The organism is Streptomyces sp. NPDC001828, from assembly GCF_042892175.1.
Lineage (GTDB): Bacteria > Actinomycetota > Actinomycetes > Streptomycetales > Streptomycetaceae > Streptomyces.
On record NZ_JBIATV010000002.1, the window covers coordinates 500,728 to 520,463 of the forward strand.

Below are 19,736 nucleotides of genomic sequence, written 5' to 3' on the forward strand. Positions count from 1 at the left end.
CCCATCACGCTCCGTGCGGGACGCTCGCTGATGGCGGCGCCGCGCAGCAAGCACCGAGGAGGCATCAAGTGGTCGACGCAGATCGGACATTCGTCATTGTCGGAGGCGGACTCGCGGGGGCGAAAGCCGCCGAGGCGCTCCGGTCCGAGGGTTTCAACGGGCGGGTGATCCTCATCGGCGACGAGCGCGAGCACCCCTATGAACGGCCGCCCCTGTCCAAGGGGTTCCTGTCCGGCAAGGAGGAGCGCGACAGCGTCTTCGTGCACGAGCACGCCTGGTACGCGCAGCACGACATCGAGCTGCACCTCGGCCAGACCGTCACCACGATCGACCGCGCGGCCAAGACGGTCCGCCTCGGTGACGGCACCCTCATCCAGTACGACCGGCTGCTCCTGGCCACCGGCGCCGAGCCGCGCCGCCTGGACATTCCCGGCACCGACCTGGCGGGCGTCCACCATCTGCGGCGCCTGGCCCACGCCGAGCGGCTGCGGCACGTCCTGAAGGCGCTCGGCCGCGACAACGGGCACCTCGTCATCTCGGGCGCCGGCTGGATCGGCCTGGAGGTCGCGGCCGCCGCCCGGGGCTACGGCGCGGAGGTCACCGTCGTCGAGCCGGAGGCCACCCCGCTGCACAACGTGATCGGCCCCGAGCTCGGCCAGCTCTTTGCGGACCTGCACGCCGAGCACGGCGTCCGCTTCCACTTCGGCGCCCGCCTCACCGAGATCGTCGGCCAGGACGGCCTGGTCCTGGCCGCCCGCACCGACGACGGCGAGGAACACCTGGCGCACGACGTGCTCGCCGCGATCGGCGCCGCCCCGCGCACCTCGCTCGCCGAGAACGCCGGGCTCGCCCTGGCCGACCGGGCACACGGCGGCGGCATCGCCGTGGACGCCTCGCTGCGCACCTCGGACCCCGACATCTTCGCGGCCGGCGACGTGGCCGCCGTCCACCACCCGCTGCTCGACACCCGCCTTCGCGTCGAACACTGGGCCAACGCGCTCAACGGGGGACCGGCCGCCGCTCGCGCGATGCTGGACCAGCACGTGACGTACGACCGCGTGCCGTACTTCTTCTCCGACCAGTACGACCTCGGGCTCGAATATTCGGGCTGGGCGCCGCCGGGCTCCTACGACCAGGTGGTGATCCGGGGCGACACGGGCAAGCGCGAGTTCATCGCGTTCTGGCTCAAGGACCGCCGCGTCCTGGCGGGGATGAACGTGAACGTGTGGGATGTCACAGAGCCGATCCAGGCCCTGATCCGGGGCGGCGCCCAGGTGGACACCGAGGCACTCGCCGATCCCTCCGTCGCACTCGGCTCCCTCGCACCCTGACTGTCGTAGCGTCCCCGTAGACTTCATGCGTGGCAGGCAGGATCAACGATGACGACGTGAAGGCGGTACGGGACGCGGTCCCGATCGACGCCGTCGTGTCCGAGTACCTCCAGCTGCGCAACGCGGGGGGCGGCAACCTCAAGGGCCTGTGCCCCTTCCACGACGAGAAGTCCCCGTCCTTCCAGGTCAGCCCGAGCAAGGGTCTCTTCCACTGCTTCGGCTGCCAGGAGGGCGGCGACACGATCGCCTTCGTCCGGAAGATCGACCACCTGTCGTTCTCCGAGGCGGTCGAGCGGCTCGCCGCCACCGCGGGCATCACGCTGCGCTACGAGGAGGGCGGCTACAACCCGTCGAACCAGCGCGGTGAGCGCATCCGCCTCGTCGAGGCGCACAAGGCGGCCGCCCAGTTCTACATCGAGCAGCTGGGCAGCCCCGAGGCGGAGATCGGGCGCAAGTTCCTCGCCGAGCGCGGCTTCGACCAGGCGGCCGCCGCCCACTTCGGCGTGGGCTACAGCCCGGCCGGCTGGGACCATCTGACGCGCTTCCTGCGCGGCAAGGGATTCTCCGACAAGGAGCTGCTGACCTCGGGCCTCGCCCAGGAGAGCCGGCGCAACCCCATCGACCGCTTCCGCGGCCGGCTGATGTGGCCGATCCGCGACGTGTCGGGCGAGGTCGTCGGCTTCGGCGCCCGCAAGCTCCGCGACGACGACAACGGCCCCAAGTATCTGAACACTCCCGAGACGCCGATCTACAAGAAGTCGCAGGTCCTGTACGGGATCGACCTCGCCAAGAAGGACATCGCCAAGTCCAGCCGCGCGGTGGTCGTCGAGGGCTACACCGACGTCATGGCCTGCCACCTGGCCGGGGTCACCACGGCGATCGCGACCTGCGGCACGGCCTTCGGCGTCGACCACATCAAGATCCTGCGCCGCCTCCTGATGGACAACGGCTCGGCCCGCGTGATCTTCACCTTCGACGGGGACGCGGCGGGCCAGAAGGCGGCCCTGCGCGCCTTCGAGGACGACCAGAAGTTCGCCGCCGAGACGTACATCGCGATCGCGCCCGACAACATGGACCCGTGCGATCTGCGGCTCGCCAAGGGCGACGAGGCGGTCGCGGACCTGGTCCAACCCCGCACCCCGCTCTTCGAGTTCGCGATCCGCCAGATCGTCGGCCGCTACGACCTGGAGACCCCGGCGGGCCGGGCCGCGGCCCTCGACGAGGCGGCCCCCATCGTCGCCCGCATCAAGAACGTGGCGTCCCAGCACGAGGTCGCGGTCCAACTCGCGGGAATCCTCGGCATTCTGGACACCCAGTTCGTGGTGAAGCGCGTTGCCCAGCTCGCCCGCTGGGCCCGCGACCGCGGCGGCAAGGGCCCCGCGCCCGCCCAGCACCGCCGTCAGCAGTACGAGGACGTGGCCCCGCGCCCCGCCGGAGCCCCGGGCCCCGCCCTGAACCTGCGCAGCCCCGCCCACCGGACCGAACGCGAGCTCCTCAAGCTGGCGTTGCAGCACCCGCACCTGGTCTCCCCGGCGTTCGACGCGTACGGCATCGACGAGTTCACCGCCCCGCCCTACGCGGCGGTCCGCCAGTGCATCCAGGAGGCGGGCGGCGCCACCGACGCCCCCTCCGACTATCTGCCGGCCGTCATGGACTCGGCGCCCAACGACGTGGTCCGCGCCCTGGTCACCGAGCTCGCCGTGGAGGCCATCCACGCCCGCACGGTCGACGAGGCGTACGCGGGCGAGCAGCTGGTGGCGGTGCGCCGCCGGGCCGTCGACCGCCGCCTCCTCGACATCCAGGGCACCCTGGCGCGCCTGGGCCAGCACGGCGACCCGGCCCAACTGGCCGCCGTCCAGAACGAGTTGTGGGTCCTCCAGCAGTACGGCCAGGCCCTGCGCAACAAGGGCGCGGCCGCCCTCTAGGGCCCCCTCGGGCGATCCGGCGGCCCGCGACGGCATATCCGTCCGGGTAACCACCCGGTCACGCACCGGCTTCAAAAAGTGGTCGCACGCCCGTCGCGGCGATGCTGTGTCGTACCCCACACTGGGTGGCGGTGCCTGAGTCCTCGGAGCGCGGCCGGCCCACCCCCGGAGGTGGGCACCTCACCCCCGCGGATCCGCTCATCGTGTACGGGACGGAAAGCGGCCCGGCCGCCCCCGTCCCGCTGCCGCACGCCCCCGATCCGGCAGCGATCACCCTGGAGGTCGCCCCCGTGCAGACCCAGACCCTGACCGACAACGACGTCGTCACGGCCGTACCGCCGCAGTCCCGGGCCGAACATCACCCCGAGGCGGAGCCTGCCGGGCAGTCGGCGGGCCCGGCGGCCGGACCGGCCCCCGAGGAGGAGGCCCCCGAGCCCCCGGAGCCGCGGCCGGGCCGGGCGGACACCGGCGGGCCGTCCTCCGACCTCTTCCGCCAGTACCTGCGCGAGATCGGCCGCATCCCGCTGCTCACGGCGGCCGAGGAGGTCGAGCTGGCCCGGCGCGTCGAAGCGGGCCTGTTCGCCGAGGAGAGGCTGGGCAACGCCCCCGACCTCGACTCCCAACTCGCCCTTGATCTCGACAAGTTGGTCGTGATGGGCCGGATGGCCAAGCGGCGCCTCATCGAGGCCAACCTGCGCCTGGTGGTCTCCGTCGCCAAGCGGTACGTGGGTCGCGGGCTCACCATGCTCGACCTCGTCCAGGAGGGAAACCTCGGACTGATCAGGGCGGTCGAGAAGTTCGACTACGCGCGGGGCTACAAGTTCTCGACGTACGCGACCTGGTGGATCCGTCAGGCCATGTCGCGGGCGCTCGCCGACCAGGCCCGCACCATCCGCGTCCCCGTCCACGTCGTCGAGCTCATCAACCGCGTGGTGCGCGTCCAGCGCCGGATGCTCCAGGAGCGCGGCTACGAGCCGACCGCCGAGGAGGTCGCCGCCCACCTCGACCTGACCCCCGAGCGGGTCGGCGAAGTGCTGCGCCTGGCGCAGGAACCGGTCTCGCTGCACGCGCCGGTGGGGGAGGAGGACGATGTCGCGCTCGGCGACCTCATCGAGGACGGCGACGCCGCGTCCCCCGTCGAGTCCGCCGCGTTCCTGCTGCTCCGCGAGCACCTGGAGGCCGTGCTCTCCACGCTCGGCGAGCGCGAACGCAAGGTGGTGCAGCTGCGGTACGGGCTCGCGGACGGCCGGCCGCGCACACTCGAGGAGATAGGCCGGATCTTCGGGGTGACCCGGGAACGCATCCGGCAGATCGAGTCGAAGACGCTGAACAAGCTGCGCGACCACGCCTTCGCGGACCAGCTGCGGGGTTACCTGGACTGAACGGCAAGGGGCCGGTGCGCACGATGCGCACCGGCCCCAACTGCCCGGCGAATCAGTCGACTTCCGCGACCGCCTGGGCGAACTGGGCCGCGTACAGACGGGCGTAGGCGCCCTGGGCCGCCAACAGTTCGTCGTGCGTGCCCTGTTCGACGATCGAGCCGTTCTCCATCACCAGGATCACGTCCGCGTCCCGGATCGTGGAGAGCCGGTGCGCGATGACGAACGACGTGCGCCCGTGCGCGAGCCGGGCCATCGCCTTCTGGATCAGCACCTCGGTACGGGTGTCGACCGAGCTCGTCGCCTCGTCGAGGACCAGGATCACCGGGTCGGACAGGAACGCCCGCGCGATGGTGATGAGCTGCTTCTCGCCGGCGCTGACGCCCGTGCCCTCGTCGTCGATGACGGTGTCGTAGCCCTCGGGGAGCGTACGGATGAAGCGGTCCGCGTGCGCCGCCCTCGCCGCCTCCTCGATCTCCTCGCGGGTGACTTCCTTCGTGGCGCCGTACGCGATGTTGTCCGCGATGGAGCCGCCGAACAGCCAGGTGTCCTGGAGCACCATGCCGATGGAGGAGCGCAGTTCCTCGCGGGTCATCCGCGCCGCGTCCACCCCGTCGAGGGTGATCCGGCCGCCGGTGACCTCGTAGAACCGCATGAGCAGGTTGACCAGGGTGGTCTTGCCCGCGCCCGTCGGGCCGACGATCGCGACCGTGTGACCGGGCTCCACCGTCAGCGAGAGGTCCTCGATGAGCGGCTTCTCCGGCTCGTACCGGAACGACACGTTCTCCAGCGCGACCGCGCCGCGCAGCACCTCGGGGCGCTCCGGGGACGCCGTGTCGGGGTCCTGCTCCTCGGCGTCGAGCAGCTCGAAGATCCGCTCGGCCGACGCGACTCCGGACTGCACCAGGTTCGCCATCGAGGCGACCTGCGTCAGCGGCATCGAGAACTGCCGCGAGTACTGGATGAACGCCTGCACGTCACCGATGGACAGCGAGCCCGTCGCGACCCGCAGACCGCCGACGACCGCCACCAGCACGTAGTTCAGGTTGGACACGAACATCATCAGGGGCTGCATGATGCCGCTGTTGAACTGCGCCCGGAACGACGCCTCGTACAGCGCGTCGTTCTGCTCGGCGAACGCCTCGGCCGACTCGTTCTGCCGCCCGAACACCTTCACCAGGGCGTGTCCGGTGTACATCTCCTCGATGTGCGCGTTCAGCTTGCCCGTGGACTTCCACTGCTGGACGAACTGCGGCTGCGAGCGCTTGCCGACCTTCGTGGCCACCACGATCGACAGCGGCACCGTGATCAGCGCCACGAGCGCGAGCAGCGGCGAGATCCAGAACATCATCACCAGGACGCCGACGATGGTGAGCAGCGAGTTGATGAGCTGGCCCATCGTCTGCTGCATCGTCTGCGAGATGTTGTCGATGTCGTTGGTGGCGCGGCTGAGCACCTCACCGCGCTTGGCCTTGTCGAAGTACGACAGCGGCAGCCGCGACAGCTTGGTCTGGATGTCCTCGCGCATCCGGAACACGGTCTTGTTGATGGCCCGGTTGGAGAGCCGGGTGGCCACCAGCATCATCAGCCCCGCGCCCACGTACACGGCGAGGGCCACGAGCAGGATGCTGCCGACCGCGCCGAAGTCGATGCCCTTGCCCGGGGTGAAGTCGACCCCGGAGAGCATGTCGGCGAGTCCGCCCTGGCCGCGGTCGCGCAGGCCCTGGATGGCCTGCGCCTTGCTGATCCCGGCCGGCATCTGCGGGGTCTTGCCGATGACACCGGCGAAGACCAGGTCGGTCGCCCGGCCGAGTATCTTCGGGCCGACCACCGAGAGGCCGACGCTGACGACGACCGCGAGCAGCATCACGCTCAGGAGCGCCTTCTCCGGGGCGAGCCGTTTGACCAGCCGCTTTCCGGAGTCCTTGAAGTTCAGGGACCGCTGATCGGGGCCGCCGCCCATCATCATGCGTCCACCGGGCCCGCTCATGCCGCCTCAGCCTCCGTCAGCTGGGAGAGCACGATCTCCCGGTACGTCTCGTTGTCCGCCATCAGTTCGTGATGGCGGCCGGTGCCGACGACCCGTCCCTCGTCGAGGACGACGATCCGGTCGGCGTCCCGAATGGTGGAGACCCGCTGGGCGACGATCACGACCGTCGCCTCGGCGGTCTCGCGGCCGAGCGCGGAGCGCAGCGCCGCGTCGGTGGCGTAGTCGAGCGCCGAGAAGGAGTCGTCGAAGAGGTAGATCTCCGGGCGCTGCACCAGCGTCCGCGCGATCGCGAGCCGCTGACGCTGACCGCCGGACACGTTCGTGCCGCCCTGCGCGATCGGCGCGTCCAGGCCGCCCTCCAGCTTGCCGACGAACTCCTTGGCCTGGGCCACCTCAAGGGCGTGCCAGAGGTCCTCGTCGCTCGCGTCGGGGTTGCCGTACCGCAGGTTCGTCGCCACGGTCCCGGAGAAGAGGTACGGCTTCTGCGGGACGAGGGACACGGTCTTGGCGAGCAGCACGGGGTCCAGGGTGCGGACGTCCTCGCCGTCGACCAGGACCTGCCCGTCGGTGGTGTCGATCAGCCGGGGCACCAGGCTGAGCAGCGTGGACTTGCCGCTGCCCGTCGAGCCGATGATCGCGGTGATCTCGCCGGGGCGGGCCACAAGGTCCACGCCGCGCAGCACGGAGGCCTCGGCGCCGGGGTACTTGAAGTCGGCGCCGCGCACCTCCAGATGGCCGTGCCGGCGCAGTTCGAGCACCGGGGCCTTGGGCGGCACGACGCTGGTGTCGGTGCCGAGCACCTCCTCGATGCGCTCGGCGCAGACCTCGGCGCGCGGCACCATCATGAACATGAAGGTGGCCATCATGACGGCCATCACGATCTGCATGAGGTACGCGAGGAACGCGGTGAGCTGGCCGATCTGCATGTGGCCGCTGTCGATGCGGTGCGCGCCGAACCAGACCACGGCCACCGAGGACACGTTCACGACGGTCATGACGGTCGGGAACATCAGTGCCATCAGCCGGCCGGTGGCCAGCGAGACCTCGGTGAGCTCGGTGTTGGCGCCCCTGAAGCGCTCCTGCTCGTACTCGTCGCGCACGAAGGCTCGGATCACGCGGTTGCCGGTGATCTGCTCGCGCAGCACCCGGTTCACGGTGTCGAGTCGGGTCTGCATGGTGCGGAACAGCGGCCGCATCTTGCGCACGATCAGCGAGACCGCGATGCCGAGCACCGGAACGACGGCGAGGAGCACGCCGGACAGCGGCACGTCCTGGCCGAGCGCCATGATGATGCCGCCGACGCACATGATCGGCGCGGACACCATCAGGGTGAACGCCATCAGGACCAGCATCTGGACCTGCTGGACGTCATTGGTGGTGCGGGTGATCAGGGACGGCGCCCCGAAGTGGCCGACCTCGCGGGCCGAGAAGGACTGCACCCGCGCGAAGACGCCGGCCCGGACGTCGCGCCCGAGGGCCGCCGCGGTCCTGGCACCGTAGAAGACGGCACCGATGTTGCAGAACACCTGGACGAGGCTGACGGCGATCATGATGCCGCCGTGTCCCAGGATGTAGCCCGTGTCCCCGTTCACGACACCGTTGTCAATGATGTTCGCGTTCAGGGTGGGCAGGTAAAGGGTGGCGCTGGTCTGCAGCAGTTGCAGCAGCACCAGCAGGGCAATCGGTTTCTTGTACGGCCCTAGGTGGGACCGCAGGAGTCGTATGAGCACGCGCAGGCTCTCCGGGTCGGCAAGATCGGGGGTTCGACCCCCCATCTTGCGACACTCCACCCCTGGAAGCTCAAGCGATTATCGGGCTGGAGTCAAAAGGAATAGCAAAGAGCGTACGCGCGGCCTACGTCAAGCGCCCTGGCCGAAGGCCCCGGGGTGGATCTCGTCACGCGTGGCGACGTACTGCTGACGCACCGCCTGTCCGACCGCCAGCTCCTCGCCCGGCTCGAAGACCTGCGCGGACGCGCCCTGCCAGGCCGGCGGGGTGTGCGCGGCGAGCGTGCCCTGGGAGACGCCGAGCGCCCAGGCCGCCTGCCGGGCCGCGCCGAGCGCCGCGTACTCGGCGGGCTGTGGCACCACGACCTGGGTGCCGAAGATGCCGGGCGCGGCCGCCTGCACGGCGGGCAGTTCGGCGGCGGCGCCGAGCAGGAACACCCGCCGCACCTCGACCCCGCGCCCGCGCAGCACGTCCAGGGCGTCGCCGAGCGAGCAGATCATTCCCTCGAAGGCGGCCCGCGCCAGGTGCTCGGGCTTCATCGACTCACGGCGAAGACCGGCCAGGGTCCCGGCGGCGTGCGGAAGGCGCGGGGTGCGCTCGCCCTCCAGGTACGGCAGCAGGACGAGACCGCTGGCGCCGGGGGTGGACTTCAGGGCCAGCTCGCTGAGTTCGGCCAGATCCTCGGCGCCGAGCATCTCGGCCGTACCGCGCAGGGCCCGGACGGCATTGCTCGTATGGATGACCGGCAGATGCATCCCGGTCGCGTCGGCGAAGGACGTAATCATCCCGCTCGGATCGGCCAGCGCCTCGTGATGCACGGCCATGACCGAGCCCGAGGCGCCGAGCGAGACGACCGCGTCGCCCGCGCCGACGCCGAGCCCGAACGCGGCCGCCATCGTCTCGCCGGTACCGGCCGAGATGAGCAGCCCCTCGGGGGTGGTGCCGGCCGCGTCGGAGGGGCCGAGCACCTCGGGCAGCGCCACCTGGTGGCCGAGCGCCAGCTCGACCAGGTCGGGGCGGTAGAAGCCGGTGGCGGCGGACCAGTACCCGGTGCCGGAGGCGGCGCCGCGGTCGGTGGTCCGTCGGGCGGGCCGGCCGAGCAACTGCCAGACCAGCCAGTCGTGGGCCTGCAGAACACCCGCGGTGCGCTGGGCGGCCTCCGGCTCGTGCCGTGCGATCCAGCGCAGTTTGGACACCGCCTGCGCGGCCTGCGGTACGCATCCGACGGCCTGCGCCCAGGCCTCGCGGCTGCCGAGTCCGTCGATGAGATCGGCGGCGGCGACCTGCGCCCGCTTGTCGTTGCCGGTCAACGCGGCCCGCACCAGGTTGCCCTGGCCGTCCAGCGGTATGAGCCCGTGCTGCTGGGCCGAGACGCCGATGGCCTGGACGCCCTCGAGGAGGCCGCCGGTCGCGGCCTCGCCGAGCGAGAGCAGCCAGGCCTGCGGATCGACCTCCGTCGCCTTGGGTTCGACCGGATGCGGGGCGTACCCCTGCCGCAGCACGGCACCCGTGTCGGTGTCGCAGACGACGATGCGAGTGAAGGCGGAAGAGCTGTCCAGCCCGGCGACTATCCCCATGGTTGACGATTCTGCCGCACGCGCGGGACTCCTGGGACGGCGGTGGTCAGGACAACGGTGTCGGACCGCCGGGCCGGGGGCTCAGCCGGGCCCGGCTCGGCCCGGCTCGGCTGGGCCCCGCGTGGCCGGGTCCTGCGCGGCCGGGTCCCGTGCGGCCGGGCCCTGTTCGGGCTGGGGCAGGGGTGGCCCGTGGGTCAGGTGTTGCTGGTGCCCCAGTCGTCCTCGGTGCCCTGGCCGCGCTCGCGCAGGGAGCGCACCCGGTCGGCCACGGAGGCGGGCACCCGGTCGCCGACCTTGTCGCTCACCGCGTGGAAGGCCTTGCCCGCGACCTGGCGCGAGGTCTGCGCGGCCGACTCGGCGGTGTTCCGCACCGCGGGGTTCTGGGCCACCTGACGTGCGGACTTCTTCAACTGCTCGTAGCGCTCGCGGCCGGCCCGGGTCCCGAGCACGTATCCAAGAGCCAGTCCGACGGCGAACGTGAGCCGGTATCGCATGGTGGTCACCCTTCCCTAGCGTGTGTGCCGCGCCTACCCGCGCAGGCCCCTGATCACCCGGGGCGGAACCGATTGGCGGAGCACCCCCCTGCTTGCGCTAATGTATGTGTCGCAGCGAACGCACGCCGCCCGGGACCACCCCAGGTGGGTACGTTCGACGCAACGAGGCATTCCCCTGTAGCTCAATTGGCAGAGCAGCCGACTGTTAATCGGCAGGTTACTGGTTCGAGTCCAGTCGGGGGAGCTCGATCTCCTGTAGCTCAATTGGCAGAGCAGCCGGCTGTTAACCGGCAGGTTACTGGTTCGAGTCCAGTCGGGAGAGCAGCGGAAACGGACCCTACGGGGTCCTTTTTCGTATCCGGTGGAACCACGGACATCCCCGCGAAGTCCTCATGGGCATGCGATGCCGACCATCCGAGGCAGGAGATCGTATGAGCGGCTATGCTGCGGCAGACGGCGCGCACAAATGTGCGCGACGCGCCGTTAGGGGCGGTAGCTCAGCCGGTTAGAGCAGCGGACTCATAATCCGTCGGCCGTGGGTTCGAGTCCCACCCGCCCCACCAGTAGGTGGCAAAGCAGAAACGTTCTGACCAGGTGTTTGTCTGGTCAGGCGTCAGGTCGCGAGGAACATGGCGGCCTACCGTGATCATGCAATCACGTGTGTTGGGACAAAGCTGGGACGCAGGTCATGAGGCGTGACGACATCCCCCGTCCGGCTCATCGCCCTCGGCGTCCACACGAGTCGCCGGCGCCTCGCCCAGCTTCTCCGACTGCTTCGGCTTTTCCGGCCGGGCACTGTCCTTCTTCGAGCGGGGTACAACCGCGCTCGTGGTCTCCGCCTCGGCGGTCAGGAGCTGCGGTAGGACGCTGGTGTAGGTGTCTGAAGTGATCTGGCGGGAGCTGTGCCCCAGCCGCTCCTGGACGACCTTGATGTCCGCTCCACCGAGCAGAGCCAGCGTCGCTGACAGATGCCGGGTGTCGTGCAGGCGGACCGGAGGAAGCCCAGAGAGTTCGACGAGACGGTTGAAACGCCGGCTGACCCAGTCGGGGTGGAGTGGTTCGCCGTTCTCGTGGGTCCAGACCCGATTGCTTTCAACCCAGGCCTTCTCGCCGGACCACAGCTGACGTTCGCGTTCCTGGGTCTCGTGCCATGCGACCCACAGAGCGAGTGTCAGAGCGTCGAGCATGACCGTGCGTACGCTGTCCTGCTTCGGAGCCTCGTCGTACATCCGATAGGCGATCTCGACGATCTGTGCAGAGATACGGAACCAGGAGCCGGTCAGGCTGACCTCAGTCCAAGGCAGTGCGCACATCTCACCGCGACGAGGGCCCCGGAAGATGAAACCGTGCCACATGCCGCACAACCTGTCGTCGGCGACGAAGTCCAAGAACTCGCCGGTCTGCTCCGGCGTCCAGACCATTACGGGGCTGGGCTTTAGGCCGGTGCGCTTCCACTCTGCGACTCGTTCCGGTGTCCAGACGAGTGCCTTAGGCCGCTTGATAGGCGGCAACTCGACCATTCGGGCCCAGTTGGTTGTGTAGTCGCCGCGCTTGATGCCAGTCCCCAGGAACGAGCTGAGGGTGGCGTTGATGCGGTGCATCGTGGCGGCGCTGGTGATCTTTCGCTTGCCCCTGCGGCCCTCACGCAGGGCGGCGTTGGCGTCGAGGTAGGCGCGGCGTGCAGCTCGGCGCGCTGCCGCCTTCCCGGCTACGCGGACCCATGCCGTGTGGGCGGTGTCGCGAGCCTCCCGCAACTCGACTATTCGAGCGTGGTGGATCAGCCGCTCGGCGTTCTCCCGCTCGATCGCGTCGAACATCGCTTCTATGTGCCGCAGTTTGAGGTCTCGTCGCTTGATATGTCCCAGGTGGGGTTCTAGGTATAGCCGGACGTGCTCCTCGTACCCATGGAAGGTCGTGCGAGCCAGGCTCCGCTTTCTCTTGAGCCAGGCGTCCAGGTCTTCCTTCACGGTGGCGTTGCTGAGCACGTCCGTGCCCTTGACGGCGTCGCGGTAGATCTCGGCCGCCTTGTCTTTCGCTGCGTCCTTCGTCGGGAAGCCGCCGCGGCGCACGCGCTGACGCTCGCCACCCTCGCCCGCCTCGAGCTCGAAGTAGAAGTACCAGCGGCCGTGGCCCTTCCGTTGGAGCTTGGGGCAGCGAGCACCGAGCAGGCGCCGCTTCGGGGTGCCGTTGCTGTTGAGCATCGGGACACCGTTGTCTCCGATCACGGGCTCGCGGCAGGCGCATTGCCGGTAGTAGCTGGGGTTGAACACGAACATCCCCTTCATGGTCTCGGCTGTGGAACTTGTGTGTCGTTCTTTGTCGAACCGATGCTCCATCTTGCCCCAACACTCCAGTGTTGGCGTATCCTTAAAGCATGTTGGCGCGGGGGAGATCGCGACAACGGGATGACTGTGAACGAAGCATCTGTAGCTACTGACAGGGCCGCAGCGATGACCCTGGAGGAACTCCTGGCGCTACCGCCGACGGTGAACGTGTCGACGGCAGCGCGAGCCTTGGGCATTGGCGTGCACAAGGCTTACGGCTTGATCAAGACGGGGGCCTTCCCTGTGCAGCCGCTCACGTTGGGTGGCACGGTGAAGATCCCTACCGCTGCACTGTGGCGGGTGCTGGAGGTGGCTCCTCCGACGTCGTAGCTGGTCAGCTCCTGGGAGATCTGGCCGAACCGGGCATGGCCGCATGTCGGGCGCGCTTAGGATCGGGCAGGCTACGGAGCACCTGAGAGAGAACGGACGGGACCGCATGCCACGGCTCTACGGTTTCGACGACCAGTCGCGTCGTCGGCTACGTGACGATGAAGTCGGCCCGCTTCGGGAGATGGTGAGCCGGGCCCTGGCGGATCAGTCCAACGCGGATGTCGCCATTTGGGCGAACGAGCAGGGGTATCGGGGCACTCTGGGTGGAGAGTGGAAGGACGCGTCCGTTGGACGGTTGTTCCGCAATCCTGCGATCGCCGGGCTGATGCACGACGAGAACGGGGAACTGGTGGATGCGGGGCATCCAGGCGCCATCACCCCGGAAGAGTTCGTTGCCCTGGCCGAGCGCGAGCAGGGCCGCAGGACAGCTGATGCTGTCCCGGCTTTCGACTACCTGCTGAACGACGGTGCCTGCGAGTGCGGGGGGTGCAAGCAGTACCTGAGTGGCGCGCGGACCAACGCCGGGTCCCCTGGGTACCGGTGCCGCCCCAAGGACAAACTGGGGCGCGGTGGATGCGGGGAGGTCCGCATTGATGCGGAGCTTCTTGAGAACCACGTGGGTGAGTATGTCGTGGCTGAACTTCTCAAGCCCGGCGTCCGAGCGCAGATCCTGAAGGCTCAGGCGGCAGTCACGCGGCAGGTCGAGGAGCTGAAGACAGCGATTGCGGGCCTGGAGCAGCGGCAGAAGGAGTCGGCGAAGCTCTACGGCAGCCGTCAGATCAGCAAGACGGCGTTCGTGACGGCTGACGCAGAGATCGTGACGAACCTCAAGGAAGCCCGCGCAAAGCTCCGTTACGCGGAGCAGATGGCCAACTTCTCCTTGGGTAGTGCCAAGGATTTGGTCAGGTGGTGGAACAGGGCTCCGCAGGCTTCGAAGCGGGCTCTCGTACTGTTGCTCTTGGAGCGGATCCAGGTGTTCCCCGCCAGTGCTCGCGGTGTCCGTACTGTTGAGCCCGGACGGGTTGTGCTGCACTGGCGGAAGCTCGGCGCGCCCTCAAGCGGCGCTTGAGGTCAGTGCCTTGCGGTTGGCGATCCGCCGGCCGACCATCGCCATCGTGAGGCCGGTGATGAGAGCGACGACGGCCAGGCCCGCCAGGAGTGGCGAGATGATCTCTTCGGCCTTGAGTGGCCATGGGTGTCGCAGGTAGTGCGTCACCAGGTAGGAGCCCTTGCTGGCTGCATAGGCGACGCCGAGAGCTGCGGCCACGGCAGACACGGTGAGGCCTCGGGCTGACCAGGAGTGGCCGCGCTTGCGTGTGGACAAGCCCATTCCGAAGCACAGGAAGGCGATCTCGCCGCAGGTGATCGCGACGTATCCGAGGTAAACCAGCAGGTACACGGTGACACCGGGTTCTTGGGCGAACTCGGTGGTGAATTCGAGGTTGTCGCTGGTGGTGGCGATGAACAGAGGCAGCATCGCGACGAGCACACACGCGGCTAGAGCGATCCGCGCGTAGAGGCTGGCCTTCAGTACATCCTGGTTGTACGACCAGTCGACGAGCATCAGTTGAAGGCTGCCGCACCACAGGACTGCGCAGATGTGGGCGCCGAGCTTGGCTGCGTTGTTCATGCCGGTCGCAGACTCGAAGAGGTCTTCGACAGCAGGCACGGCGAGCATGACGCCGATGGTGCATACGCCGAACGCTACTGCTCGCGTGAAGCGGGCGATGCGGTACTCCTGACGGGCGCGCTGACGCCAGGCTTCCCGTGCTGAAAGCACGGTGCCCGCTATGCCGAATAGCGCGCACAAGCCGAAGACGATGCCGTCCATTTCTTTCAGGTTCCTTCCAGATCAGAGACAGCCCGTTCGGCAGCCTCAGTGAAGCTCAAGCGACGACGCCGACCTGGCCGCGGTGGTTCCGCTGTCTCCGGCAGTGTCGGGACCTCGGGGATGTCGAGGTCGCTCTTGTTGTGACGGAGTCGGATCGCCCGTGCTGCCTGTCGGAGCTCGGCGGCGCCGGCCTCTCCTAGGTCATGGATGAGACGCAGTGCCTCGCGGGCATCGGGCTGCTTCTCGTAGACCCCCAGTGAGGTCAGACCGTTGTACTCAGGCAGTAGGTACGCTACCGGAGCGTCGAACGCGCGTGCGAGGCCTTCTAGTTGGCTCACACTCGGATTGTCCTTGGCGCCGTTCAGGAGGTCGTTGACAACTTGATGCGTCAGGGCCGGTTTTCCGCCAGGTGTTGCAGCAGTGGCCGCAGCGATGGCGCGCGTACTGGGGGCCTTTCCGTCTCTGTCGCGCTTCCTGCGAAGCAGCAAGGCCAGCTTGCTGGAGAGGGGAACGTCGAGGCCGGACGGCATGGGCTGGTTTCCTCCGTGGCCGAGCCTCCGGCTCGTGCCTGCTGATCGATTGAGATGGGCTGGGTCGAATATTGGCCATACAAGGCTGGTTGGGGAAAGGCCCAGCCTCGTGCATTGTCCATGTTCGTTGACAATAGGTCACCAGTCGACGCAAGATCTGTAACGGTAGGGCGTAGATCGTTGGACCAGCATGCAGTGTGCCAACTCTCCACCGCCCTCCGGGTGTCGAGGGTGTGGCCGGTGGCGGTTGCCCGCAATGTGTGCCACTGGCTCGAAGGTGTTGGGATCTAAGTGCTGTCGCCGCTCGTTTGCTGCGGCGACTCACTGCAAGGTGGGAGGGGAGCGGGTGGGGATCGAACTGGAGCGCGTGCTGGCCCGGTTGAGGGAATCGGGGGGCGCCGAGAAGGTCACCCTCGATGAGGATGCCGCCTTCGAGGCGCTAGGGGCTCTGGCCGTCGTCGACCCGCGTCGGGTGAAGGGTGAGGGCGGCCCGGCCGTGGCCGCTGACTGATCGCAGGAAAGTGACTGGCGCGGACCTCGGGGTCCGCGCCATCTGCTTGACCTGGGAAAACTTCACCAAAATGTGGACGCCCAAGCTGAATGCATATAGAATAGAACCAAGAAGGAGGGGGAAAGAGAAGCCCCCACCGACCTCTTGGAGTCCGAAATGCCGCACAAGTACGCAACCCTGAAGATGCGCCAGATCGCCCCCAACCCCCGCCAGCCTCGCGAGGTCTTCGACGAGGAGGCGCTCACCGAACTGGCCAACTCCATCAAGGAGCACGGTCTCCTCCAGCCGGTCGTCGTCCGCAGGCACGAGATGCCCCTGCCGAACGGCAAGTCCTCGACCATCGGTTACGAGTTGGTCGCCGGTGAACGCCGCTTCCGCGCCAACAAGCTGGCGGGCAACATCACCATCGAGGCGAAGATCCTCCTCACCGAGGGGGACGTCGAGATCAGCGACATGGAATCCTTCACGAAGGCCATGGCCGAGAACCTCAACCGCCAAGACATGCTCCCGCTGGAGGAGGCGCGCGGCTTCAAGAAGCTCCTGGATGCAGAGGAGGACGCGACGCCTGCCAGCGTGGCGAAGACCTTCTCCAAGTCGGTCCAGTACGTCAACCAGCGCCTGGCCCTCCTCGCGCTGCGGCCCGAGATCCAGACGGCCGTCGACCTCGGGCACATCGGCACCCAGGCCGCCGTCCAGATAGCTGCCCTGTCCCAGGGTAACCAGAAGGCCGTCTTCGAGGACTGGAAGAAGGGCGACAAGAGCGACAACCAGCTCGTCCACATCGCCTACGCCATGCGCAAGCAGGAGAAGGCGGCCCAGCAGGACTCCATGGTCGACGTCGAGGAGATGACGCCCGAGGAGAAGACACAGCGCACCCGCGCTCAGGCCAAGACCAAGAGCGACCTGGATGAGATCGAGCGCATGTGCGAGCTGCTGGACAGCATCGGCAAGGCCGACCCGATGGACCTGGCCCGCGCGCTTGAGGGCCAGGTGGGCAAGCGGCTGGAGCAGATGGACAGGGTCGCTGGCTTCGTCCAGAAGGCCCGCTTCAACCTGAGGCAGGCCAAGGCGCACGCCGACGCCAGCGAGATCATGGTCAACCCTGCGGCGGCTGCCCCCGACCTGGTCGCGGAGGCCGATGCCGCCCTGGCCCGCCTGGAGCCCGCCGCCGACGACGAGGCCGAGGCGGACGGTGCCGTGACGAACACCGGGCCCGTCCCTGCCCCGCAGGCCGAGGCCGCCGGCGACGCGGAGCAGCAGACCGCACAGGACCAGGCGGAGACCGAGCCCGAGCCCGTCGCCCTCGCGGCCTGACTCATCCACACGGGGCGGCCCCTCCCGGGCCGCCCCTATTCACCCCAGGAGCCCCAGTGATGAACGACATCCACGCCATGCGGAACATCAACCGCAACCTCTTCGAAGGAGTACCAGTCACGGCCAACGCCCTTGAGGAGTACGACTCCGACGCGGCCCGGAGCATCCGGGAGGCCGCGCTGCACCTCGTCAAGGCCCGCCGTGACGACGACCCCGAAGCCCTGAACAAGGCCAGCGACGCGACCTTCCTCGCGGCGGGCATACTCGCCAGCCAAGGCGGCAGTTCCGTCTACGTCCGGTTCCCCATCATGGTCGCGGCGCGCCTGGTCGAACTCGAAGCGGCCCTCCTCGCCGTCGGCGCTCAGGGCCCCGGCGAGACGGAGAGGCCGGAAGCGTGAAGCGGCCGGAGCGCATCAACGGGCTCAAGACGTGGCCCGACGACGGCACGCTGCCGACCGCGGTCTGCCGACTCTGTGACGCCGACCTGGATGCCGCCAGCAACCAGCTCGCCTCGGCCATCTGCGTCGTCTGCGGCTACTGGGTCTGTGAGCTGTGCGACGGCGGCACAGACCCGGCCACCGGAGATGCCGTCTGCGCCGACCACAAGGGCGACCCGCTTGCCGCCAACTGCACCGAATACGCCTGATCCTGGGAGCCTCCACCATGAAGATAGATCCCGACGTTCTAGACGTCATCCGCGCGGCCACGGTCGACGGCCCGGCTCTCCGTCTCAATGGCCTGCTCGACCGCAAGCTGTACGAGCGGGTGAACCTCGCCCTCCACGCCGTGGGCGGCGTCTGGCACCGCTACCGGAAGGCTCACATCTTCCCCGGCGATGCCGCCGACGCCATCGCCGGGCTGCTCTCCACCGGCGAGGCGATCACCGACGTGGACCGCGGGTACTTCCCGACGCCCGCACCCACGGTCGAACGCCTCCTGGACCTCGCCGAACTCGAACCGGCCTGCGAGGTGCTGGAACCATCGGCGGGGCATGGCGCCATCGCTGAGGCTGTGGCCGCCCGCGGGGCCGTCGTGGACTGCATCGAACTCGACGCCGCCCGCGCCGAGCACATCCGCGCCGGCGCTTACGCCCGCCAGGTCACGACCGCCGACTTCTTCACTGTGCCGGTGGAGCGGCGCTACCAGCGAGTCGTCATGAACCCGCCGTTCGCCGGGCGCCAGGACATCCGGCACGTGGAGCGGGCGCTGCGCTTCGTCCAGCCTGGCGGCCTCCTCGTCTCGATCATGTATGGCAGCCTCACCTACCGCACCGACAGCAGAACCAAGGACTTCCTCGCTCGCATATGGGAGGCGCGCGGAGCCATGTGGGAGCTGCCCCCGGACGCGTTCCCCGCGGTGGGGGTCGGCACGGTGATCGTGGTCATCCCGGTCCGCGACGCTGCCCCCCTTCGCGGCATGCGGCAGATCGCGATGCGGCCCGAGGACTTCACCGATCGCCCGAGCGCAGTGCAACAGGACCTGTTCTTCACGGACCGGCCAACTGGCCACGACACGGCGCCACTTGACGGATACGGGTATGGCACACCGCACGACGGAAGAGATCACTCATCGAGCTAAATAGATCCCAACACTAGTCAGTGGTACGGTCTATTTTGTTGGAAGGGGCGGCCACAGCCGAGTAACCGCACCTCCCAACGAGCCGTGGCATGCGGCGCCTTCGGTGTCTGGCGGGTGGCCAATCCCCCGCGCCCTACCCGCCAGACACCGGCTCGCACCGAAGCGAAGCCAACAAGCGCCGCCACGATCCACAACCACGACCGGACCCGCTCCCGATACACCCGGGAGCGGGTCCCCGTGCAACCAGGAGCGACATGCCCGCCCAGTACTCAGGTGACAACGCCGCAGACCCCACCCTCTACGTCCAGCTGCTCCGCGAACGGTACGGGCCACTCCCGGACCTGCTGTCCGAGCTCACACGACCTAGTCCAGCAAGAACAGGCCGAGGCCGACACGCGGTACAGAACTCCACACCAGATCCGGACGCCGCGAAGCATTACGCAGAACTCGTCGAAGCCCTATACGTACGCCCCCCGAAGAAGGCCAGCGCATGAACGAGCACAACCCCACAGGACGAGACGACAGCGAACGCATCCCGCCCATAGCAGGAGCGGTGTGGTGCAAGGCCTGCGACTCCTGGTGCCTGCCCTCCGGTATCTGCCGCTGCAACAACCGCTAGCGTCAGGCGACATGAGCATCGCGCAGCGCCCTGGCGGTGAGCCCGTCGACATCGACCAGCTCACCGCCAGCAACATCAACGACGACCAACTCGACCGCATCCGAGCGGAACTCACGCACTACCGCACCCACGCGGAGGCGCCCTCAGAAACTCCCCGGCTCGCGGAGAACGAATCCCCACAGAGGCCCGCCGGCTCTTGAGACCAGGCCGAACACACCCGCGATCCTCTAGTGTTGGCGTGCGTAGGGCGCGGGGAACGGCCTACACAAGGGACG

Annotated in this window: 18 protein-coding genes and 3 tRNA genes; 14 read left to right on the top strand and 7 right to left on the bottom strand. The window is 68.5% G+C overall.

The genetic code is table 11. The features are described from left to right. Positions 1 to 68: 68 nt before the first annotated feature. The 3 genes from ACFYZA_RS09120 (at position 69) to ACFYZA_RS09130 (ending at position 4,638) form a co-directional block, all read left to right on the top strand. Entirely contained in the window at positions 69 to 1,331 is a 1,263-nt protein-coding gene (locus ACFYZA_RS09120; protein ID WP_388488689.1) for an NAD(P)/FAD-dependent oxidoreductase, read from the top strand. Between the two features lie 29 nt (positions 1,332 to 1,360). Beyond that, entirely contained in the window at positions 1,361 to 3,256 is a 1,896-nt protein-coding gene (gene dnaG, locus ACFYZA_RS09125) for a DNA primase (RefSeq protein WP_382597758.1), read from the top strand. A 131-nt stretch (positions 3,257 to 3,387) separates the two neighbouring features. Next, positions 3,388 to 4,638, top strand: a complete 1,251-nt coding sequence (locus ACFYZA_RS09130; protein ID WP_382597760.1) for an RNA polymerase sigma factor — start codon at positions 3,388 to 3,390, stop codon at positions 4,636 to 4,638. 52 nt (positions 4,639 to 4,690) lie between these two features. Here ACFYZA_RS09130 and ACFYZA_RS09135 read toward each other — a convergent pair whose 3' ends face one another. The 4 genes from ACFYZA_RS09135 to ACFYZA_RS09150 form a co-directional block, all read right to left on the bottom strand. Beyond that, positions 4,691 to 6,625 (bottom strand): ABC transporter ATP-binding protein, encoded by a 1,935-nt coding sequence (locus tag ACFYZA_RS09135; protein ID WP_382597762.1) that lies wholly within the window; start codon positions 6,623 to 6,625, stop codon positions 4,691 to 4,693. Further along, positions 6,622 to 8,355, bottom strand: a complete 1,734-nt coding sequence (locus ACFYZA_RS09140; RefSeq protein ID WP_382597782.1) for an ABC transporter ATP-binding protein — start codon at positions 8,353 to 8,355, stop codon at positions 6,622 to 6,624. Before ACFYZA_RS09140 ends, ACFYZA_RS09135 begins: the two co-directional genes overlap by 4 nt. 129 nt (positions 8,356 to 8,484) lie before the next feature. Beyond that, entirely contained in the window at positions 8,485 to 9,930 is a 1,446-nt protein-coding gene (locus tag ACFYZA_RS09145; RefSeq protein WP_388488692.1) for an FGGY family carbohydrate kinase, read from the bottom strand. 194 nt (positions 9,931 to 10,124) lie between these two features. Then, complete coding sequence (locus ACFYZA_RS09150; RefSeq protein ID WP_382597784.1) at positions 10,125 to 10,424, bottom strand: YtxH domain-containing protein; 300 nt, start codon at positions 10,422 to 10,424, stop codon at positions 10,125 to 10,127. A gap of 171 nt (positions 10,425 to 10,595) precedes the next feature. On the opposite strand from ACFYZA_RS09150, the gene ACFYZA_RS09155 reads away from it, so the two are divergent. The 3 genes from ACFYZA_RS09155 (at position 10,596) to ACFYZA_RS09165 (ending at position 10,987) form a co-directional block, all read left to right on the top strand. After that, a tRNA-Asn gene (locus ACFYZA_RS09155) sits at positions 10,596 to 10,668 on the top strand. A gap of 5 nt (positions 10,669 to 10,673) precedes the next feature. Further along, positions 10,674 to 10,746: transfer RNA gene (locus tag ACFYZA_RS09160), tRNA-Asn, on the top strand. A 164-nt stretch (positions 10,747 to 10,910) separates the two neighbouring features. Further along, positions 10,911 to 10,987 (top strand) — tRNA-Ile (locus tag ACFYZA_RS09165). A gap of 123 nt (positions 10,988 to 11,110) precedes the next feature. Here the strand turns inward: ACFYZA_RS09165 and ACFYZA_RS09170 are convergent. Then, positions 11,111 to 12,700: a tyrosine-type recombinase/integrase gene (locus ACFYZA_RS09170; RefSeq protein ID WP_388488694.1), complete on the bottom strand. Its 1,590-nt coding sequence runs from the start codon at positions 12,698 to 12,700 to the stop codon at positions 11,111 to 11,113. Between the two features lie 484 nt (positions 12,701 to 13,184). Here ACFYZA_RS09170 and ACFYZA_RS09175 point away from each other — a divergent pair, with 484 nt between their 5' ends. Beyond that, on the top strand, positions 13,185 to 14,147 hold the full coding sequence (locus ACFYZA_RS09175; protein ID WP_388488696.1) for a recombinase family protein: 963 nt from the start codon (positions 13,185 to 13,187) through the stop codon (positions 14,145 to 14,147). On the opposite strand, the gene ACFYZA_RS09180 is transcribed toward ACFYZA_RS09175, so the two are convergent. Then, complete coding sequence (locus ACFYZA_RS09180; RefSeq protein WP_388488699.1) at positions 14,133 to 14,909, bottom strand: hypothetical protein; 777 nt, start codon at positions 14,907 to 14,909, stop codon at positions 14,133 to 14,135. The genes ACFYZA_RS09175 and ACFYZA_RS09180 overlap by 15 nt on opposite strands. 5 nt (positions 14,910 to 14,914) lie before the next feature. Further along, positions 14,915 to 15,439, bottom strand: a complete 525-nt coding sequence (locus ACFYZA_RS09185; protein ID WP_388488701.1) for a hypothetical protein — start codon at positions 15,437 to 15,439, stop codon at positions 14,915 to 14,917. Positions 15,440 to 15,785: 346 nt separating this feature from the next. On the opposite strand from ACFYZA_RS09185, the gene ACFYZA_RS09190 reads away from it, so the two are divergent. From ACFYZA_RS09190 to ACFYZA_RS09220, 7 genes are all read left to right on the top strand, one after another. Continuing rightward, on the top strand, positions 15,786 to 15,950 hold the full coding sequence (locus ACFYZA_RS09190; protein ID WP_388488703.1) for a hypothetical protein: 165 nt from the start codon (positions 15,786 to 15,788) through the stop codon (positions 15,948 to 15,950). Between the two features lie 156 nt (positions 15,951 to 16,106). Continuing rightward, positions 16,107 to 17,264, top strand: coding sequence for a ParB/RepB/Spo0J family partition protein (locus ACFYZA_RS09195; RefSeq protein WP_388488705.1), 1,158 nt, complete (start codon positions 16,107 to 16,109; stop codon positions 17,262 to 17,264). 59 nt (positions 17,265 to 17,323) lie between these two features. After that, the gene (locus tag ACFYZA_RS09200) at positions 17,324 to 17,662 is read left to right on the top strand and encodes a hypothetical protein (protein ID WP_388488708.1); all 339 of its coding nucleotides are present in this window, start codon (positions 17,324 to 17,326) and stop codon (positions 17,660 to 17,662) included. After that, entirely contained in the window at positions 17,659 to 17,910 is a 252-nt protein-coding gene (locus ACFYZA_RS09205) for a hypothetical protein (protein WP_388488709.1), read from the top strand. The genes ACFYZA_RS09200 and ACFYZA_RS09205 overlap by 4 nt, the downstream gene beginning before the upstream one ends. A gap of 17 nt (positions 17,911 to 17,927) precedes the next feature. Further along, on the top strand, positions 17,928 to 18,842 hold the full coding sequence (locus ACFYZA_RS09210; protein WP_388488710.1) for a hypothetical protein: 915 nt from the start codon (positions 17,928 to 17,930) through the stop codon (positions 18,840 to 18,842). Positions 18,843 to 19,332: 490 nt separating this feature from the next. Further along, positions 19,333 to 19,461, top strand: coding sequence for a hypothetical protein (locus ACFYZA_RS09215; RefSeq protein WP_376495034.1), 129 nt, complete (start codon positions 19,333 to 19,335; stop codon positions 19,459 to 19,461). Between the two features lie 11 nt (positions 19,462 to 19,472). Continuing rightward, the gene (locus ACFYZA_RS09220; RefSeq protein ID WP_388488713.1) at positions 19,473 to 19,661 is read left to right on the top strand and encodes a hypothetical protein; all 189 of its coding nucleotides are present in this window, start codon (positions 19,473 to 19,475) and stop codon (positions 19,659 to 19,661) included. The last annotated feature ends 75 nt before the right edge of the window (positions 19,662 to 19,736 follow it).